The sequence below is a fragment of the Paraburkholderia sp. genome, from assembly GCF_035501035.1.
Classification (GTDB): Bacteria; Pseudomonadota; Gammaproteobacteria; order Burkholderiales; family Burkholderiaceae; genus Paraburkholderia.
Genome location: NZ_DATJWR010000245.1, coordinates 21,509 through 38,626, shown reverse-complemented (window position 1 = coordinate 38,626; position 17,118 = coordinate 21,509). Strand labels below are relative to the sequence as shown.

The window sequence follows — 17,118 nt, the reverse complement described above, 5'->3', positions numbered from 1 at the left end:
GCGTGCAACTGGATGGATTAAGCGGCGCCGATCCCAACGGCGAAGCTGGCGTCAGCGCTGACGTCAACAACCACTTCCTCAGGATCTTTGGTTCAACCTTCCTGATAGCAGGAGTTGCCGCATGGATCGGACACAACCAGGCTCAACCAACCGGGACGACAATCAACATTAACGGCGGAACATCCGACACGTTGACGTCGGCTGCGGCGCAGTCGCTATCGCAAACCACGCAGACCATCCTCCAGCGCAACATGAACATCCAGCCGACGTTAAGACTGGAACCCGGCCAGCGCATCACCATGATCACGAGGCGCGACATGAAATTGCCTCCCACCCTCGTCGACGGAAGTTGTCTGCAGTGAAACGCCTCATCGCAATCCAGTGCTGCATTTGCCCCAGTCGTGTCCCATGCCACGCTGCGCTCGCTCGCGCGCGTTACAGTTCCGACCGATCAACCTTGGGGCTTACACCAGATGTCCTTCAGACCATACATCAGCCGATCAAGCGAGCGGCAGGTGATCGGTTACGTGTAAAGGTTTGGATCCGGCCGAGTTCCACTTTGTGGGTGAGACTGTTTGCCCGGTTGTCGGCCTTATGTGAAGCTTTCCATAAGGCCGAGATCTTTCCATGGCCATCCGGCAGGTCCGCGGAGGTCACCCAGCCATTCGAATGACGACTTGTGGGATGGAAGAGCGGCGACTTCCGGGTCAACCAGCTTGCATGCAAACTTCCGTTCAGGAGGCTTCAACGTTCCCAGACAGACAAGACAAGTTCCTCCACGCGTGAACGCCCACTGCACGTTTGGAGCGAACTCCGCTCCCGTTGTCCAGGTACTAGGCGCCCAGTGGATTTTCGAATGGTCGGGTGTCTGCTCGCCGGTCAACCGTGCTCTCCTTCCGGCGATCAAGCGATACCTTTCGCTTCTCTTCTGCGCACGCTATGAAGTCGGACAGTTCGCGATCCATCGCCGAATCCCTGACGCCCGGTTTCCATATCGCAGCGCCGTGTCGGCGCCGCGTGGCCCGAGCGAGCGCTAATGCGGCTTTCGCTGTCTTCGCACATTCGTACTCAACCTGACGGCAAAGGTCGATCGGCTCACCGAACTGCCGGAATGCCTCCACATATTCGCGGGCGGCGTACACCGTAGCCGGATATTCCCGCAGTTCGGAGATAACCTTGCGGCTAAAAACGTTCCAGCGAACAAGTTCAGGATAGACGAAAGCCGGGACGGAAACATTGTTGGTGGCGTCGTGGTTTACGGCACGGGGCGGCTCCGCTGCTGCCCAGGCGGCCTTGTGCATCATCGTCCGACATGTGCGGGCATAGCTTTCCAGAGATAACGCCACTTCCAGCGCGGTGTCGCGCCGCTGACGTTTTCGTTCCCTCGCATCCTTTGCCGAAATCCACGCGAGCGTTATGATAGAGCCGACTGCGGCCGACGCGAGTGCCAGAGCCATTGGAGAGTTCCAGCTGAAAAGCTGGGTCATTTCAAACCATTCCTGCCGCATATGATGCGCCTCAGAAAAAGAGGTGCATAGAGTATAAGCATTCGTTTACGCCCGTTCGCGAACGACCCCGAATGATGGGCTTTTTCGCCACATAGGCATTTTTCGCGCAGTGCGCCGCTTGACAGATTGATTTCGTCAGAGTTGTTGAGGCCAATACCAGGGGAAAACGGAATGAAGTTCACGGCGGACAAGGCATTCAAGGACGCCGTCAACGCTCGTGGAATGGCCGTTCAGGAAACCAGGTGGTGGCTGGTATGAGACTTCTGAAAGTGTAGTGAGACAGCACATGAGTTCGAAGCGTAGCGGAAGGGGTGTATCCCGCCCCCGGCAACCCCTCACGAAGGCGATGCTCCTCCCAACGGATCAGGCGTCCGCAAGGGAGCAGTCCTTGTCGTACCATCTTGCACTTGCCGTATGCCGGGATGGTCACGGAAACGGCCACCTTTTCAATGAGCTCATTCGCGTCGCCTACATCACATGGTTTCTTCAGCAGGCGGGCTACGGGAACGAACGTGTTGAATGCTACAAGATGGCGGAATACGCGGTCGAGGCGGCGCTTGAACTTGCGGACACGCTAGACGAATGGACTCTTGCTGAGGACGTTATTCCGGTCTTCGAAAGGCTGCTTGCGCTGCATGACGCACAACTCGCAACCGCGCCTCTGCACAAGGTGATTGAGGCTGAGCGACAGCTCCGACACTTTCTCGCGGGGACGGCGCCTTCGCCGATACCCGAGCCCGATCTGGGTAACGTCGAGAACCATTGACAGCACCGCCGTTTCTCGCCCCTGGCGTCGCAGCGCATCGAGTCGAGTTTGCTACCGCGGTGGCGTACTACCCATATCCCGGTGCTTTTACCATCTGCGTGAATTGTCACAGTGTCGCGCTACTCGCGCTTCGGACTTTCTCGAACGCTTCCCGCGCGTGTAAACGTAAGGCGCGCATGAGCTTATCCGCTTTCCACGTCTATCGACGGATGCAGCTGTGAATCGCTTGTGCGACAGGCATGGATAGCAACTTTCACCTGGGAGAGTTGAGGCGGGCTCCTTGCAACGATCGACCGGAGACCCGTTCGAACTCGCGCCGCCGCAACGATCATCTCCAAGGTTCAATCGCCCCTCGCCTCGTGGAGACGACCGGCAATTCCTCAGCCTGAGCCGACGTTTGCGCGACCATCGTCCAATGGCGGCTATAATTAGTATTACTGACGTCGAGAACACGATCAGGTCGAATGGCAGCTTCGTGCGCGTCCCATCTCCAGCAGTAAGTCCGTCTGGACGTTTGTGCCTGCGTTGAACTCATCTGAGTATTCGCTTCTTCAGCCAGACCGTCTGCCGACAGCTCGCGGAGCATGCCCGGGAACGGAGTCTGTCACGGATGAAGACCCATGTACCCATCAATCCTGTACACGGAGTGCTTCGTTCGCTGCAGTGCGCTCGCACCCGCACGCCTACATCTTTGCACTTGCCTGACCAAAGAGGCTAAAACGCCGGACGCGTTCGGGGTCGGCATGTCGCTCGGCCTCCTGCAGCTTCGCGACGAGCGCCTTCGCGTTTGCATATGACAGGCCGGCGTCCTGCAACTGGCGCGCGTCCTTGAAGCCGTCCCCGCCGCAGGCAATGAGGATCCATTTGCCGTCGCGGCGCTGTAACAGCGCCCGACCGCCCATTTCACCCTGCGTCCAGTCCGCCAGCGCATGGCCAGATTCGACGACCACCGGGTCCGCCTCGACCTTCTGATCCGGGCGATCGTAAGTGCGTGAGATGAGCGACTGGATCTGGCACACGTCGTCTTCGTTCGCATCGGCTTGCGCAAACCCCGAGACAATCAGAACGCTTAGCGCCACGACAATCCCTATCTGTTTCATGCATCAACTCCTGGTCGAATAGTGCATCGTTATCTAGTCGGCACGGGATGCGAGCCGAAGACCGTCTCCGTGTCTCGATGACGACAGGCGCACGCCTGTGACGAAGAACGCATGCAGACCGTGCGCGAAGCGATTCAGCTTGCTGACGATCGCCTTGTTGGCTCGCGTCAGCGCGTTGTAGCCGAGCACGGCTGGAATCGCGACGAACAGGCCGAAGGCCGTCATGATCAGCGCTTCGCCGACGGGGCCGGCGACCTGGTCAATCGACGACTGCCCCGTTGCACCGATCGTCAGTAATGCATGATAAATTCCCCACACCGTGCCGAACAGGCCGACGAACGGTGCGGTGCTGCCAATCGACGCGAGAATCGCAAGGCCGCTCTGCATGCGCGCCACGCTGTCGTCCATCGTGTCCTTCAGGCAGCGCGTGATCCAGTCGGATACGTCCATGCGGTCGTGCAGGTGCGGTTGCGTCTCATGGTGATGATCGGCGGCTTGCTGGCCCGACAGCGCGAGCGCGAGGAACGGGTTGTCGGCTGGCGACGAGGTGTCGCGGCCGAGCTTCCTGATGCCGTCGGCGAAATCGTCCGAATGCCAGAAGGCCTTTTCGGCGCTGCGCGTCAGGCGGCGCAAGCGCATCACATCCCAGCTCTTGAGGATGATGACCGTCCACGATAGTACCGACATGATCAGCAGCGCCACCGCGATACCGCGTGTGACGAAATCCCCTTGCGCCCAGACATGGGCAATTCCGTAGTTCTGCATGATGTTCACACTTTCTTTGCGGGCGTGTCAGTCGACCCGATACGCAGCGCTAACGGGTGTCGGTGGCCAACGCGTCGCGGGTTCCGGGATGCGCGACACCTGCGCCATCATGCAACCGGGTTCGAGGGCGGCAATGCATGTCGTGTACGCATGCGCTTTTCGATCAGCGCATCGCCCGTCTCCTTCCACCGCGCGCGATCTTCCAGGGCGCCGCTGGCGGCGAATTCGAGCAGCGCGCCGAGCAACTCGGCAATATCGTGCCCCTCGAGAACCGCCCAGTCCGTCAAAGCGCCTTTGAGTATCGAAATCTGCTCGCGCGACTTGCGTTCCGCGTGCCGCTCCCGATTCATCGCGCGGGTTGCCGAGGCCTTTGCTTTCTGTGCACGCGCTGCCGCCTTTTCTGCCTTGATCAGCACGGCAAACGTGCGCTCCTCTTCCTCGGTTCGCGCGTCGCGCCCCGCCAGCAGTAACAGCGTGCGCTGGTGCGTCGAGAGCGTGCGCGAGCGGCGCAACTGCCGCAGGCGTTCCTGAGTCCAGTCATCGATCATGGTCTATTTCCTTGATTGCAGCGGGACGGCCGTCACGGCGTGCAGTACGCGCAAACCCTGCATCGACTCACCCTCGGTCGCGCACGGGCAGACATGCGAGTCGTGCCATGCGAATGCAAACGGCCAGCTCGTGTTCGCCGTCAGCGATATCACCCACATGATCCACAGCACGACGGCAATCAGCCCGCCGATGTTCAGATGTGTCAAGGCGCGCATGATCAGATCGACCGATCGCATCGTGTTTTCTCCCGCTTGAAATGTGTCGTCTTCGAATGCGGACAACGCCGGCGGCCACGAACGTGTCACATCGCAGCCGGCCCGAGCCATCGCTACGCAAGCGTCATCCTGCAAAACCGGATGCGAAATTTCAGGCGTGGTAGGGAGGATCTCTTGGCCGCCCGGATGGGAACGCACCAAGCGGCCGGAAGGCGGTCGAAAGTGCCGTTGCCACCGCCATGCCGGGCAGCAGAAGAACGTGAACGGGCGCCGGGGGAATCGCGGGCATGGCGACGTGTGTCGCCAGAAGGTCACAATAACCACACGCTGACAGTGGTGTGCGCTGATGCCCGGTCTGGTCGGCAGTGTCGTGAACGGCCGAGCAAAACGACGCGGCAGGCTCGGCTCGCTGCGCCGAGACAATCAGTTGACTCACGACCGGCACGAACATGACCAGACACATGGCAACAATGCCAAGCCATACGCTGGGATGTCGACGGTTGTAGAGGTTCATGTGGAAGCAAACGGAAAGCGCTGGAAGTTTAGCACCGTACCCGACGGTCCGTCAGCGATGTTCGCCATTTCGCGCGGGCGAGCGAACGTAGCGCGTCAAGCGCCGGGCTGTTGTATTTAAGCTTTCTACATCTAAAGAAATTTTACAAGTTTGTCAGGACTGTTAGACTGTTTTCGCTCCCGCTATTCAATCAACATGAATCCTCGCGCCCGCACATTGACTACCACATGGCTTGGCCTGATCGCCATGTGGCTGCTCGTGCTGGCGCCGCTCGTCAGTCAGTTGATCGTGGCTCATCGCGCCTTCGATCCCGATACGGTGTGGTGTTCGGCCACATCGCCGGGTCAATCCGATCACACCGCCACGCATGAAGGCGTGCTTTCGGCATGCGGCTATTGCGATCTGCTCGCTACTTACGCGACACTGCCGCCGCTACCCGCTGTAATACTGCCGCTGCTCGCGCTTGTCATCGTAGCGGTATTGCCGGCACTTCAGACCCGTTTCACCGCGCTGGGCGCATTTCCGTCCGGGCGCCCGCGCGCGCCACCCCACTCCCTCTGATTCCTCGCAGTCCGCAACGTAGGCAAGGTCGCGCAAACGCGAAATGCGTGCGTATTTGCGTACGCGTTCGCTCGCACGCCGGCAGTTCGTCAGGTTTGCGCTGAGGCCGTGCGCGGCACCCGGTCGCGTGTTCAGCTCGTGCAACCCGTCTTGCTGTCTCCCAATCGAATCATTCCAGCGACAAAAATGTTTGAAACCAGACGACTCCCGCTCGCGCTGTCGACCTCCGCCGCTCTGCTTGCTTCGCACGCATGGGCGGGCGGCACCGCCAGCGGAAATGAGCCGGCCACAGGCAGATCGAGAACAACGCCAGCAGCCATTGAGACCCCTGTCGCACAGGGCGAGACCGTGCTTCCCGTGGTGAACGTTTCCACGAGCGCAGGAACCCTGGTCGTGCCCGATACGGCTCAGGCTATCCGCAACATCCAGCGCACGCCGGGCGGCGTCGAAGTGGTTCCCGATACGGCCTTCAAGAATGGCCCTGCCGATACGCTGAAGGACGTGCTGGCCTGGACGCCTGGCGTCTTTACGTCCGAAGCGCGCTATGGCGACGATGTGCGGGTGTCGATCCGCGGCTCTGGCCTGTCGCGCCCGTATGGCAACCGCGGCATCAACATGTATATGGATGGCATTCCCATCAATACGTCGGACGGTCTCGTCGACCTGTTCGAGATCGACCCGACCGCCTATCGCTATGTTGAAGTCTTCAAGGGCGCAAACGCCATGCGCTATGGCGCAAACGCGCTGGGTGGCGCGATCAATTTCGTCATGCCGACGGGTTGCGACGCTCCTCGCTTCGAAGGCCGGATTGATGTCGGCAGCTTCGATTACCAGAGACTGCAAGCGAGTACGGGCGGTGTAGCGGGCGATCTCGACGGCTTCATTACCGCATCCGGACAGCGTTTCGATGGGTATCGGGACCATAGCGACGGACATCAGGAGCGCGCCAGCGCCAACGTCGGATATCGTTTTTCTGCCGATGCGGAAACACGTTTCTATTTCAACGCGAGCTCGATCCGGGACCGCATGCCGGGCGAACTCGACAAGCCGACGGCATTGTCTGCGCCACGAACGGCCAACCCGGATTTCGTCTGGAAGGACCAGCAGCGCAATATCGATTCGGTACGTATCGCAAACAAGACGACACTGCGTTTCGGCCCGACGACGGTGGACTTCGGTGTTTTCTATATCCACCGCCATGTCGATCACCCGAACTGGTCGTATCTCGTCTACTCGGTGGACGATGAAGGCGGCTTCGTCCGCGTCACCGACGACCGGACCATCGGCGGTTTGCGCAATACGCTGACAGCCGGCGTCAATCTGGATCAGGGCACGATCGACAGCAATGCCTGGTGGTACGCCAACACGTATCCGTACGGTTCATATCCCGCGGACGCGATTCCCGGCACTGGTGCTGGAGCCGTCAAGGGGTCGCTCGCGTCCTCGACGCTCGACAAACCAAAGAACGCCTCCATCTATGTCAACGACGCGTTCTATGTGCGCCCGGACCTCGCACTCAACGTCGGCACGCAATTCCAGCATGCGGTGCGCTCACGCGAGGACCGCCTGAACCCATCGCAGTCCGGCAGCCTCACATTCAACAACGTCACGCCGACTGTCGGGCTGCTGTGGGGTGTGAGCCCGAGCGCGCAGGTATTTGCCAACATTTCGCGCAGCGCCGAGGCGCCGACCTATGATGTGAATCCCGTGGTCACGGCAAGCACCCCGCTCAAGGCGCAAACGGCAACGACGTATGAGATCGGCACACGCGGCCACACGCCGGACCTGAACTGGGACCTCTCGCTGTACCGGGCGCAGGTGCACAACGAACTGCAATGTATCTCGACTTATCCCGGCTCCTGTTCGTTCGTCAATGCAGATCACACCGTACATCAGGGCATCGAGGCGGGCGGCGGCATCGAATTTCTCAAATCGGTCTTCATGCGTGGCGACGGCCTGTTTTTCAACGCCACCTATACGCTCAACGACTTCCATTTCGACAACGACCCCGTCTATGGGAACAATCGCCAGGCAGGCGTGCCGACCCATCTGATTCGCGCCGAACTGCTCTACAAGCGGCTCAATGGCTTCTACGCCGGACCGAACATCGAATGGATGCCGAAGTCCTATTACGCAGACAACGCCAATACGACCACCGTCGATCCGTATTGTCTGCTGAACTTCAGACTTGGCTTCGAGCATTTTGCCGATCGCTGGTCCGTCTACGTGGAAGGCCGAAACCTTTTCGACAAGCGTTACATCTCCACCGTGGACGTCGCCGGCACGGCCACCGCGGCCTCACAGATCTTTTATCCAGGCACGGGGCGATCGATTCGCGTCGGCGTGCAGTACGACTTGTAATGTCGAGGGCCGCGCCACGCGGCCCCTTCCTGCTTTGTCACAGCAAACAACGATCGCCGGGAGTATTCAGGCTCGCTCCTGGGAACACGCCGCGCGTTCCGCAGGACGCGGACGAAATTCTAGCGGCTGCACATCGGGGAACGACCGGGTATCCGATGTGCCGCACCGGTTGCATGCGCTGCACCCATCGCCGCAATCACCCGATCTATGAGTCGGCGGCAGAATACCTCGTCCTATCCAGCGTGAAACGGGCCCGCGACCGTCACGAGTCAGGGCCGACGCGACGGCAACCTGACAACCCATCGCGAACTGAGGTGCCAGTTTGCGCATCATAAAAATCAGACTTGCTGTAACCGCCAGCGCAACCACGCCGTATTGGCACCACAGGCTCACGCTCACGAGAACAGCCTCGCAATCTGATACGTGAGAAAGGACGCCACATAGGCCATTGCAAACATATAGCCAAACGAGATCCCCACGTTCCGCCACGATCGCGTTTCGCGACGGATTACCGCGAGCGTCGACATGCACTGCGGTGCAAAAGCGAACCAGACGAGCAACGCCAACGCACTCGCGACAGAGAAATTTCCGGAGAGTGCATGTCCAAGGCTGACGACGTCCGAGTCGCCGCCACTCACGCCATAAACCGTGGCCAGCGCCGCGACGGCCGTTTCCCGTGCCGCAAATGCGGGAATTAGCGAGAGGCTGATCTGCCAATTGAACCCCAGCGGCTCAAAGACGTACTGCAGTGCGCGCCCGATGTAGCCCGCGAAGCTGTAGTCGATAGCTGGGCCCGTCGCGCCATCGGGTGGCGATGGAAAGGTCGAGATGAACCACATCAGCACGGTCAACGCGAGAATCACCCCCGTCAGCCGCTTCACGAATATCGAGCTGCGTTCCCACAAGCCGATTGCGACGTCTCGCGCACGCGGCATGCGGTACGACGGCAATTCCATCAACAGTGCCTGCTCGCTACCGTCGCCTCGAAGCTTGCTCATCACCCATCCGACAGTGACCGCGCCTCCTATGCCTGCCGCGTACAACGCAAACAGAACGAGCCCCTGCAGATTGAATATGCCCAGCACGCGATGCGTCGGGATGAAGGCGCCGATCAGCAACGCGTAGACGGGAAGACGTGCCGAGCATGTCATCAATGGTGCAACGAGGATTGTCGCAAGCCGGTCGCGCGGATCGGTGATGCTGCGGGTACCGAGCACGCCCGGAATAGCGCAGGCAAAACTCGAGAGCAATGGAATAAACGAGCGCCCCGAGAGCCCGACGGACAACATAAAGCGGTCCAGCAGAAACGCAGCGCGAGGCAGGTATCCCGATTCTTCCAGCACGAGAATGAAAAAAAAGAGCACCAGAATTTCCGGAAGGAAGCCAAGTACGGTTCCAAGTCCACCAATCAGACCGTCCGTAACGAGGCTGCGCAGCGGGCCGTCCGGCAGCCCCGCACCGGCCTGCGCACCGAGCCAGCCAAAGCCGTCACCTATTGCGTCGGTCATGGGCTTACCGATTGAATAGACCGCCTGGAAAACAAGAAACATCACGCAGGCCAGAATGGTCAGTCCCAGGACGGGATGCAGCGCCCAGCGGTCGAGCATGTCGTCGCGCTCGTCGGTGGCGCGCGGCATCTGAACGGCTTCGGCCAGCAACGCGCGGACCTCCGCGTGGACGTCATCCCCGCTATGCCTGACGTCCGATCGTTCTGCTGTGCGAGGCATTTTCTGGTCCGCACTACTGCCATCGATTGCCTCGATCAGCGCGCTCGCGCCGCCCCGCTTCACTGCAACAGTGTGTACGACCTTCACGCCCAGCCTGCGTTGCAGGGTCCCAGTATCGATTTTGATGCCACGCTTCGCTGCCGCATCCATCATGTTCAAGGCCAACACGACGGGATGTCCCAGTCGGGTGACTTCGAGCACAAACCTCAGGTGCAGGCGCAAGTTGGTTGCATCCGCGACGCACACGACCAGATCGGGTACCGCTTCACCCCGATAACGTCCAAGCAGCACATCACGCGTGATCAGCTCGTCGGGACTTGAAGAACCGAAACTGTATGCACCCGGAAGGTCGAGTAGTTGCACCTGCCGGCCAGACGGAGTGACAAACCTCCCTTCCTTGCGCTCCACTGTTACACCTGCGTAGTTCGCAACCTTTTGCCGGCCGCCTGTCAACTGATTGAACAGCGCTGTCTTGCCGCAGTTGGGATTACCGACAAGCGCTATGCGCAGCGTGTTTGAACTCATCGCCCGAAGACCTCCCGCACCGTCACGCGATCTGCCTCTGAGCGACGCAACGCGAAACGCGTCGACCCGACCAGAATCAGGATGGGATCCGCACGCCACGGACCGTGCGCGACAATGCGTACAGGTTCACCCGACACGAAACCGAGATCGCGAAGGCGTTGCGCAATTGGATCATGCGGCTGGGTGTCCTCGACACAATCGACAATTGCCGACGTGTTCTTTTCCAAATTTGAGAGGCGTATCACGGCGGCTCGCAGCAATTATTAAACGATAACAGTTCTCATTATAAAGTGACTCCTGCCTGAAAAGCATTGCGAATCGCTTACACCGTGACGGTATGACCGCAAATGCTTTGAGGTATGTTATGAGCTACATCCGATGACAGCTCATCCGTCAATGTCAATCCGAAAGCTCCGCTACTGTTGTGTGCTCCTGCTGGGTATGGCAATGATCTTTGGCATCGTCGCGTGCCGCCGTGAGCCGGAGCCGCCGAAACTCGTCGACGTGAGCGGCCATTTGCCCGACCTCGCGCTAGACCTGACGACAGCCGGCGGCAAGCGCCTCGACCAGAGCGCTTTCAAAGGTGACGTGACACTGGTCTACTTCGGCTACACGCACTGCCCGGACGTCTGCCCGGAAACGTTGGGGAAACTGGCAGAGGCGACGGCCAGGCTCGGTGACGCGGCGAAGCGGGTCAAGGTGCTGTTCATCAGCGTCGATCCGAAGCGCGACACGCCTGCGTTGCTGGGAAAGTATGTGAACGCCTTTGACGCGCATCACGACGTCGGCGCCACCGGCTCGGACGCGGACATCATGGCGCTCGCACAGCGTTATCGCGTGGCCTATCAGCTCGAAGCGCCGCGACCGGACGGCGGGTACGAAGTGATCCACAGCTCGGCCGTGTATATCTTCGACGCGAAGGGCCGCGCGAGGCTTGTCGGTGGCGAAGACTATCCTGTCGATGCCTTCGTTCACGACATTCGTCAACTCGTCGATGAAAGCCCCTGAGCGGACAGGCTCGCATGGTGTCCTGCCACGCGACTGCGTGACTCCGTGACATAAGGCCGCACTTGCCAATGTTTGAGCACATCGCATCGCGCACACGCGAGACGCATGCGGAGCCGCGCGTTTATAGTGTCGTCCTGCTCTTTCCTATAATCTCCTGCGGAGACTCCCGCGAACCGATCGATGAAAACTCCCGTACTTGCACCTCTGTTTCGGTTTCCGCGCAAAGGATTGCGCGCGCTCGCACTCATGGCCCTGCTGGGTAGCACACTCGTATTGACAGCGTGCGAAGACAAGGCGCCCAGCTTCGCAAATCTGGACATAACGGGCAATACGAACTTTGCGAAAGACTTCTCGTTGCCTGACACAGGCGGCGCCGTCCGCACGCTTGGCGATTACAAGGGCAAGGTTGTCATCATGACGTTTGGCTACACTCATTGCCCCGACGTCTGTCCGACTACGCTCGCCGAGCTGTCACAAACGCTCGAAGCGCTGGGCCCCGAAGCTGCACGCCGCGTTCAGGTTCTGTTCGTCACCGTCGATCCGCAACGTGACACGGGCAATGTGCTGGGACAGTACGTTGCCGCATTCAATCCGTCGTTTCGCGCACTCAGACCCGCGAACAATGCTCAACTCCAGCAGGCTGCCGCTGCGTTCAAAGTCGTCTACGCGAAAGTACCCGGAAAGACAGCGGACAACTACACGATGGACCATTCTGCCGGGTGCTACGTCTTCGATACGAATGGCAGGTTGCGCCTGTATGTGCGTAACGGGCAAGGCGTGACGCCCTGGGTGCATGACCTGAAGATTCTGCTCGATGCCCCGGACAAGACGGCATAGCCGTCTCCCTGACAGGGTGCTAGACTGCGCAGGCAGATAGAGCCCTCAAACATGCCCATTCAACACCGCACATGGCTGACCGCGTGGCTTGGCATCATTGCCATGTGCCTGGCTGTGCTCGCGCCTGTGGTTGGACAAGTCGCTGCGGCCAGGTCGAGCCAGGATTCCCAAGGCGTGCTTTGCACGGCGTCGCGCCCCGCGCCGAACAGCCATCCCGTCCAGCACGATCACTTCGCGGCGTGTCCTTATTGCGATCTGCTAATCCACCAGCCGCCCATCTCGTCGCCTGGGGGAACCTTGGTGGCCGCGGCGGCACCGCTCGTTGTCTCGACGACGGCGTTCGCCGTTCACTTCGTACCCCTTCCCGAATTCCGCTTCGGCAGACCGCGCGCGCCTCCCGTCTGAGGCGGTCTTTTGGCTGCGATCCTCGCCGCCTGTTCAGATTCGTCGCATCTGGCACCGCTCATCGATGTGTGCCCGATGCGCATCCGGTCGGCGCAGCTGGCAGCCGCGATTCCCTGTGCGCGTCATCGGCGCAGTTCGTGACGCGATCGCCCACAGACTATGCCCACCTTTTCCCATCACTCTACCTTTACGTACCTGTCATGAAACGCACTCTTCCGATTCTCACCCTGCTCTCGCTTTGCGCACCCGTGCTCAACGCTCACGCCGCGTCTGCGCAGTCTGTCATGGTGTCCGATTGCTGGGTCCGCTCGATGCCCGGCGATGTGCCGTCAGGCGCTTATTTCACGGCAATGAACATGAGCGACAAGGCGATCGATCTGACGTCGGTCGAAACCGACGCGTTCGGCATGGCCATGCTTCACCAGACACAGTCGAGCGGAAGCACGTCGAAAATGGTGATGGTCGACAAGGCGACTGTTCCCGCCCACGGGAAACTCGCCTTTGCGCCGGGTGGCTATCACGTCATGCTCGAACAGCCCAAGGCGCCGCTCAAGGTCGGCTCGACGCTACCCCTCACGTTCGCGTTTAGCGACGGCGAAAAGCTAACGGCGCAATGTGCCATCAAGCCGGCAGGCGCGACGTCCAAATAAACGACATCCTTTTAGTGCTGGATTAACTGATAAAACCGATATGAAAAAACCAGTCGGCCGACTCTTCCTGACAGGCAGCCTTGCGCTTGCCTTGTCGTTTGGCGCAGTGCAGAGCGCATTTGCGCACGCTCATCCTAAACATGAAACGCCCGCGCCCAATGCGACCATCGACATCTCGACCAAAGAAGTGGCGATCGATTTCGACGAAGGGCTCGAACCTTCTTTCAGTTCGATCATCGTGACGGGTGCGGACGGCAAGCCCGTCAATGACGGCAAGTCTGCCGTTGCACAGAACGACGACAAGCATATGACAGCGGCGCTGCAGCCGCTGTCGGCCGGTACCTATACCGTGGCATGGATTGCCGTCGCAAAGGACGGGCATCGCACGCAGGGGCACTATACGTTCACGGTGAAGTAAGCGTCTGCGGTGTCGCTGTATCGCGATACAGCGACACCTGCATGTGACAAGCTGACAGGCACGCTGCGTCAGGCAGTCCCCAACCGTTTGCCCGCATGCTCTGCCGCCAGCCGGGCCTGTTCATCCATCCACGCGCGGCTTTGGCGTATCGCCGCTGTTCGTGCCGGACCGGCCTGTTGCGGAGTCCCGCTTTGAACCGGCGGTGTCGGCGCATATTCGACGGTCAGCGCGGCTCGCCGCGCCGCTTCTTCGCCACGCATTTCGGCCACTAGTGTGAGCGCGAAATCGATGCCTGCCGTCACTCCGCCTCCCGTCATCCGGTTGCGGTCACGCACCACGCGCTGATCGACATGACGCGCGCCCATCAATGGCAGCAAATCAGCCACGGCCCAGTGTGCGGTTGCGTCGTAGCCGACCAGTAGTCCTGCTGCGCCCAGCACCAGTCCGCCCGTGCAGACGCTCGTGACCCACTTCGCCTTTGCCCCACGCTCCGCGAGAAAGCGGAGCACCACGGGGTCGTTCATGCATTCGATCGTCCCGATGGTGCCGCCCGGTACGAACAGCACGTCAATGTCCGATGGGCAGTCATCGAAGTTGTGGCGTGCCGCGAAAGGCAGACCTTCGACCGTCACGACGGGTGCCGTCGATTTCCAGACGAGGCGCGTATCGAAGCGCGCAACGTTGAAGATCGTCAGTGGCCCGATGAGATCCATCGACCATCTGCGGGTAGATCAGCATCGCGACCTTCGGTGCGTCTGCTGGCGGGGTGTTCATCATCCGCATGTGTTCGGCTGCCGCGCCATCATGGTGTTGCGCGATCGCCGGTATCGACTGGCTCGCGGTGATCGCCGTGCTCGCCTTGATAAACGTGCGTCGGTCCATTGAACCCCTCGATGTCGTATAAGCAGGTGCAGCGCATCGTAAGTCGCTCAGAACCGGTAGTTCAAGAGCAGTTCGAGCCGCCGGTCGTTGCCGAGCAGATACTGCGTCTCGTCGTAATACGCCGATTGCACATAGTGACGATTGAACACGTTGTAGGCGCGCGCCGTGACCGTCGTATCTTTCCGGGGCTTCCATGCGAGACCCAGATCGACCGTCGTATAGGAAGGCATGACCAGCGTATTGGCCGTGTCCGCATAGCGCTTTCCCACGTACTTCAGTCCGGCAATACCCGTCCAGTCCTGCGCGAAGTGGTAGCTGACCCACAGATTGGCGAGCCGCTGCGGCACCGACACGGGAACATTCCCCGCGCGCGAAACCGTCGTGCCGCCCGAGGTCTCGTTGAAGTCGTCATACTTTGCTCGCAGAACCGCGACGTTCGCATCGACGCGCCAGTCCTTCGCGATCTCCGCGCCAACGGTTGCCTCGATGCCTCGTGACGATTGCTGGCCGACCTGGATCGACTGGTTCGGATTGAGCGGGTCTGCCGTCACAAGGTTGTTTTTCACGATACGATAGGCCGCGAGTGTCCAGTCGGCCTTGCCGTTCAGGAACGACTGCTTGACGCCGATCTCGAGCTGTTTGCCCGTTGCGAGCGTGTACTGCGCCTTGGTCGCATTCAGCATCAGCAGAGAACTGATCGGGTCTGCCGCGACCGAGTACTGGCCATACACCGCGAGGTCCGGCTGCACGTTGAACACGGTGCCGATTCGCCAGCCCGTATACGGAAACACCTTCGTAAAGGCGCCGCCGTTGACGAGGTCCTGGCGGTTGACGCTCGCGTGGTCATAGCGCACCCCGCCGACCACCGACCAGCGCGACGTGATCGCCAGACGGTCTTCGGCGAACAGCGCGTACTGGTTCGATTGCGTCCGGTACTTCGGATACGTCCCTGCAACATTGATGAAGTTGCCGGGATCGAAGGTATACGGATCGACGTATGACGTTCCGGAATATGGCGAGTTGTTGTCGTGCTGGAACGTCGTGTGATTCAGTTCGAAGCCGGTGGAGAACGTGTTCGTCATGCCGAGCAGCACACTGTTCAGCGTGGCTGTCGTGACGTTCCCGTACTGCTCCTGATCGTGAAAGATCTCCGTGTAGCTGCTGCGTTCAATCAGCCCGGATGCCGGAATGTACGTGTAGTACTCGGCGTCTTTCCAGTGCCGGTTGCTTTTCATCCGGTAGAGCGTACTCGTCACGTTCAGGTTATCGCTCGGCTGCCAGTTGGCCGATACCGTGGCCCAACTGTCGCGATAGGAAATCAGGCTGTCGCCGACGTTGTAGTTTTTCAAGTACAGCGAGCGGTCGAGCGATCCATTGATTAACGGAATGCCGAAATACTGCATCGGATGCTGGTAGCCCTGTGCATATGACGCGGTTACGTAGAGGTCGGACGTAAAGTCATAGCGCAGCGCGCCTGACACCGACAGATCGCGCGAATTGCCACGGTCCACCCAGTTGTCCGAGCGATTGCCGCTGACGTCGAAGCGATACGAAAGCCTGTCGTTGATCGCACCACCACTGCCGAATGCGACGCGCGCCGTGCGCTCCGTGCCGACGCCGACCTGCAGTTCGTTTTCGATGGGCGTGCGGGTCGGCCTTTTGGGCACTACGTTCACGACGCCTCCAATCGCGCCTTCGCCGTAGATCACCGACGAGGGACCACGCAATACGTCGATATGGTCAATGGACCACGTGTCGAACGGATAGGTCACACCGATTGCGCCGTAAGGCCTCAGCCCGTCGTACAACTGTGTCACCGACGAACTGCCGACAAAGCCGCGTGCGCCGAGTTCTGAGCCGCCATTCCCGGGGTGTGGCGATTCGCTCATGCCCGTCGCGCGGCTGACGGCATCGACGATCGAACTGTCGCCTCGCTCGTCGAGCGTCGCGCGATCGATCTGCTCGACACTCGCGGGGGTCTCGAGCTCGGAGAGCCCAAGATGGCTGCCCGTGTCGAGTGGCCTGGTCAGTTCGTTCTGTTTCGGCGCGCTCACCTGAATCGGCTTGAGCGTGGATTCCTGCGTATCCGTGTTGTTCTCTTGCGCGTGCAGCGGCCCCGCAAACGTAGCGAGCGCAGCGGCAGCGAAAATTGTCACCCTGAAAGTCATTGTTCTGTTCCGGTTCATTCATTTTTGTAGTGATCGGCCGGCTGTCCGGATTGCGGTTCGTATCGCGAGCGACGGACGAAGGATCCCCTCGTCGGTCGCACACGATAGTGCGGACAACTGGCAGATTCGATGCGTGGAAGGCAGTGGCGAAGCGCGTTG

The 17,118-nt window shown here is 60.2% G+C and carries 20 protein-coding genes; 9 read left to right on the top strand and 11 right to left on the bottom strand.

Translation table 11 applies throughout. The features are described 5' to 3' along the window. Window positions 1-362, top strand: a 362-nt coding sequence (locus VMJ11_RS18500; protein WP_325620845.1) for a TrbI/VirB10 family protein, incomplete at its 5' end; no start/stop codon positions are given. Window positions 363-833: 471 nt separating this feature from the next. On the opposite strand, the gene VMJ11_RS18495 is transcribed toward VMJ11_RS18500, so the two are convergent. Continuing rightward, a complete protein-coding gene (locus VMJ11_RS18495) occupies window positions 834-1,487 on the bottom strand; it encodes a hypothetical protein (protein WP_325620844.1) in 654 nt (217 codons plus the stop codon). A 409-nt stretch (window positions 1,488-1,896) separates the two neighbouring features. Here VMJ11_RS18495 and VMJ11_RS18490 point away from each other — a divergent pair, with 409 nt between their 5' ends. Further along, the gene (locus tag VMJ11_RS18490) at window positions 1,897-2,274 is read left to right on the top strand and encodes a hypothetical protein (RefSeq protein WP_325620843.1); all 378 of its coding nucleotides are present in this window, start codon (window positions 1,897-1,899) and stop codon (window positions 2,272-2,274) included. Window positions 2,275-2,957: 683 nt separating this feature from the next. On the opposite strand, the gene VMJ11_RS18485 is transcribed toward VMJ11_RS18490, so the two are convergent. The 5 genes from VMJ11_RS18485 to VMJ11_RS18465 form a co-directional block, all read right to left on the bottom strand. Beyond that, window positions 2,958-3,374, bottom strand: coding sequence for a copper uptake system-associated protein (locus VMJ11_RS18485; protein ID WP_325620842.1), 417 nt, complete (start codon window positions 3,372-3,374; stop codon window positions 2,958-2,960). Between the two features lie 33 nt (window positions 3,375-3,407). Continuing rightward, window positions 3,408-4,139 carry a MotA/TolQ/ExbB proton channel family protein gene (locus VMJ11_RS18480; RefSeq protein WP_325620841.1) on the bottom strand — a complete coding sequence of 244 codons (732 nt, stop codon included), beginning with the start codon at window positions 4,137-4,139 and terminating at the stop codon, window positions 3,408-3,410. Window positions 4,140-4,246: 107 nt separating this feature from the next. Then, window positions 4,247-4,687 (bottom strand): conjugal transfer protein TraD, encoded by a 441-nt coding sequence (gene traD, locus VMJ11_RS18475; RefSeq protein ID WP_325620840.1) that lies wholly within the window; start codon window positions 4,685-4,687, stop codon window positions 4,247-4,249. A gap of 3 nt (window positions 4,688-4,690) precedes the next feature. Continuing rightward, window positions 4,691-4,924, bottom strand: coding sequence for a hypothetical protein (locus VMJ11_RS18470; RefSeq protein WP_325620839.1), 234 nt, complete (start codon window positions 4,922-4,924; stop codon window positions 4,691-4,693). A 130-nt stretch (window positions 4,925-5,054) separates the two neighbouring features. Next, complete coding sequence (locus VMJ11_RS18465) at window positions 5,055-5,417, bottom strand: DUF2946 domain-containing protein (protein WP_325620838.1); 363 nt, start codon at window positions 5,415-5,417, stop codon at window positions 5,055-5,057. A gap of 216 nt (window positions 5,418-5,633) precedes the next feature. Here VMJ11_RS18465 and VMJ11_RS18460 point away from each other — a divergent pair, with 216 nt between their 5' ends. Together VMJ11_RS18460 and VMJ11_RS18455 are read left to right on the top strand one after the other, a co-directional pair. Continuing rightward, window positions 5,634-5,978 carry a DUF2946 domain-containing protein gene (locus VMJ11_RS18460; protein ID WP_325620837.1) on the top strand — a complete coding sequence of 115 codons (345 nt, stop codon included), beginning with the start codon at window positions 5,634-5,636 and terminating at the stop codon, window positions 5,976-5,978. A gap of 393 nt (window positions 5,979-6,371) precedes the next feature. Then, a complete protein-coding gene (locus tag VMJ11_RS18455; RefSeq protein WP_325620836.1) occupies window positions 6,372-8,339 on the top strand; it encodes a TonB-dependent receptor in 1,968 nt (655 codons plus the stop codon). A gap of 66 nt (window positions 8,340-8,405) precedes the next feature. Here the strand turns inward: VMJ11_RS18455 and VMJ11_RS18450 are convergent, their stop codons facing one another. The 3 genes from VMJ11_RS18450 to VMJ11_RS18440 are packed head-to-tail and all read right to left on the bottom strand — an operon-like array spanning window position 8,406 to window position 10,836. Next, entirely contained in the window at window positions 8,406-8,732 is a 327-nt protein-coding gene (locus VMJ11_RS18450; protein ID WP_325620847.1) for a DUF6587 family protein, read from the bottom strand. 2 nt (window positions 8,733-8,734) lie between these two features. After that, entirely contained in the window at window positions 8,735-10,591 is a 1,857-nt protein-coding gene (feoB, locus tag VMJ11_RS18445; protein ID WP_325620835.1) for a ferrous iron transporter B, read from the bottom strand. Then, window positions 10,588-10,836, bottom strand: a complete 249-nt coding sequence (locus VMJ11_RS18440; RefSeq protein WP_325620834.1) for a FeoA family protein — start codon at window positions 10,834-10,836, stop codon at window positions 10,588-10,590. Before VMJ11_RS18440 ends, feoB begins: the two co-directional genes overlap by 4 nt. A gap of 202 nt (window positions 10,837-11,038) precedes the next feature. Here VMJ11_RS18440 and VMJ11_RS18435 point away from each other — a divergent pair, with 202 nt between their 5' ends. The 5 genes from VMJ11_RS18435 (at window position 11,039) to copC (ending at window position 13,909) form a co-directional block, all read left to right on the top strand. Further along, complete coding sequence (locus VMJ11_RS18435) at window positions 11,039-11,599, top strand: SCO family protein (protein ID WP_325620833.1); 561 nt, start codon at window positions 11,039-11,041, stop codon at window positions 11,597-11,599. Between the two features lie 246 nt (window positions 11,600-11,845). Then, window positions 11,846-12,436 carry an SCO family protein gene (locus VMJ11_RS18430; RefSeq protein WP_325620832.1) on the top strand — a complete coding sequence of 197 codons (591 nt, stop codon included), beginning with the start codon at window positions 11,846-11,848 and terminating at the stop codon, window positions 12,434-12,436. Between the two features lie 51 nt (window positions 12,437-12,487). Continuing rightward, complete coding sequence (locus VMJ11_RS18425) at window positions 12,488-12,841, top strand: DUF2946 domain-containing protein (protein ID WP_325620831.1); 354 nt, start codon at window positions 12,488-12,490, stop codon at window positions 12,839-12,841. 200 nt (window positions 12,842-13,041) lie between these two features. Then, window positions 13,042-13,491 carry a copper chaperone PCu(A)C gene (locus VMJ11_RS18420; RefSeq protein ID WP_325620830.1) on the top strand — a complete coding sequence of 150 codons (450 nt, stop codon included), beginning with the start codon at window positions 13,042-13,044 and terminating at the stop codon, window positions 13,489-13,491. 40 nt (window positions 13,492-13,531) lie between these two features. Beyond that, entirely contained in the window at window positions 13,532-13,909 is a 378-nt protein-coding gene (gene copC, locus VMJ11_RS18415; RefSeq protein WP_325620846.1) for a copper homeostasis periplasmic binding protein CopC, read from the top strand. A gap of 68 nt (window positions 13,910-13,977) precedes the next feature. Here the strand turns inward: copC and VMJ11_RS18410 are convergent, their stop codons facing one another. Next, window positions 13,978-14,622: a DJ-1/PfpI family protein gene (locus VMJ11_RS18410; protein ID WP_325620829.1), complete on the bottom strand. Its 645-nt coding sequence runs from the start codon at window positions 14,620-14,622 to the stop codon at window positions 13,978-13,980. A 216-nt stretch (window positions 14,623-14,838) separates the two neighbouring features. Next, window positions 14,839-16,959, bottom strand: coding sequence for a TonB-dependent siderophore receptor (locus VMJ11_RS18405; protein ID WP_325620828.1), 2,121 nt, complete (start codon window positions 16,957-16,959; stop codon window positions 14,839-14,841). Window positions 16,960-17,118: the final 159 nt, after the last annotated feature.

Bases quoted from the DNA above. Each gene is read 5' to 3' on its own strand.
- VMJ11_RS18495 (WP_325620844.1), bottom strand. From the start codon at position 1,487: ATGACCCAGCTTTTCAGCTGGAACTCTCCAATGGCTCTGGCACTCGCG.
- VMJ11_RS18485 (WP_325620842.1), bottom strand. From the start codon at position 3,374: ATGAAACAGATAGGGATTGTCGTGGCGCTAAGCGTTCTGATTGTCTCG.
- VMJ11_RS18480 (WP_325620841.1), bottom strand. From the start codon at position 4,139: ATGCAGAACTACGGAATTGCCCATGTCTGGGCGCAAGGGGATTTCGTC.
- traD (WP_325620840.1), bottom strand. From the start codon at position 4,687: ATGATCGATGACTGGACTCAGGAACGCCTGCGGCAGTTGCGCCGCTCG.
- VMJ11_RS18470 (WP_325620839.1), bottom strand. From the start codon at position 4,924: ATGCGATCGGTCGATCTGATCATGCGCGCCTTGACACATCTGAACATC.
- VMJ11_RS18465 (WP_325620838.1), bottom strand. From the start codon at position 5,417: ATGAACCTCTACAACCGTCGACATCCCAGCGTATGGCTTGGCATTGTT.
- feoB (WP_325620835.1), bottom strand. From the start codon at position 10,591: ATGAGTTCAAACACGCTGCGCATAGCGCTTGTCGGTAATCCCAACTGC.
- VMJ11_RS18435 (WP_325620833.1), top strand. From the start codon at position 11,039: ATGATCTTTGGCATCGTCGCGTGCCGCCGTGAGCCGGAGCCGCCGAAA.
- VMJ11_RS18430 (WP_325620832.1), top strand. From the start codon at position 11,846: ATGGCCCTGCTGGGTAGCACACTCGTATTGACAGCGTGCGAAGACAAG.
- VMJ11_RS18425 (WP_325620831.1), top strand. From the start codon at position 12,488: ATGCCCATTCAACACCGCACATGGCTGACCGCGTGGCTTGGCATCATT.
- VMJ11_RS18420 (WP_325620830.1), top strand. From the start codon at position 13,042: ATGAAACGCACTCTTCCGATTCTCACCCTGCTCTCGCTTTGCGCACCC.
- copC (WP_325620846.1), top strand. From the start codon at position 13,532: ATGAAAAAACCAGTCGGCCGACTCTTCCTGACAGGCAGCCTTGCGCTT.
- VMJ11_RS18410 (WP_325620829.1), bottom strand. From the start codon at position 14,622: ATGGATCTCATCGGGCCACTGACGATCTTCAACGTTGCGCGCTTCGAT.
- VMJ11_RS18405 (WP_325620828.1), bottom strand. From the start codon at position 16,959: ATGACTTTCAGGGTGACAATTTTCGCTGCCGCTGCGCTCGCTACGTTT.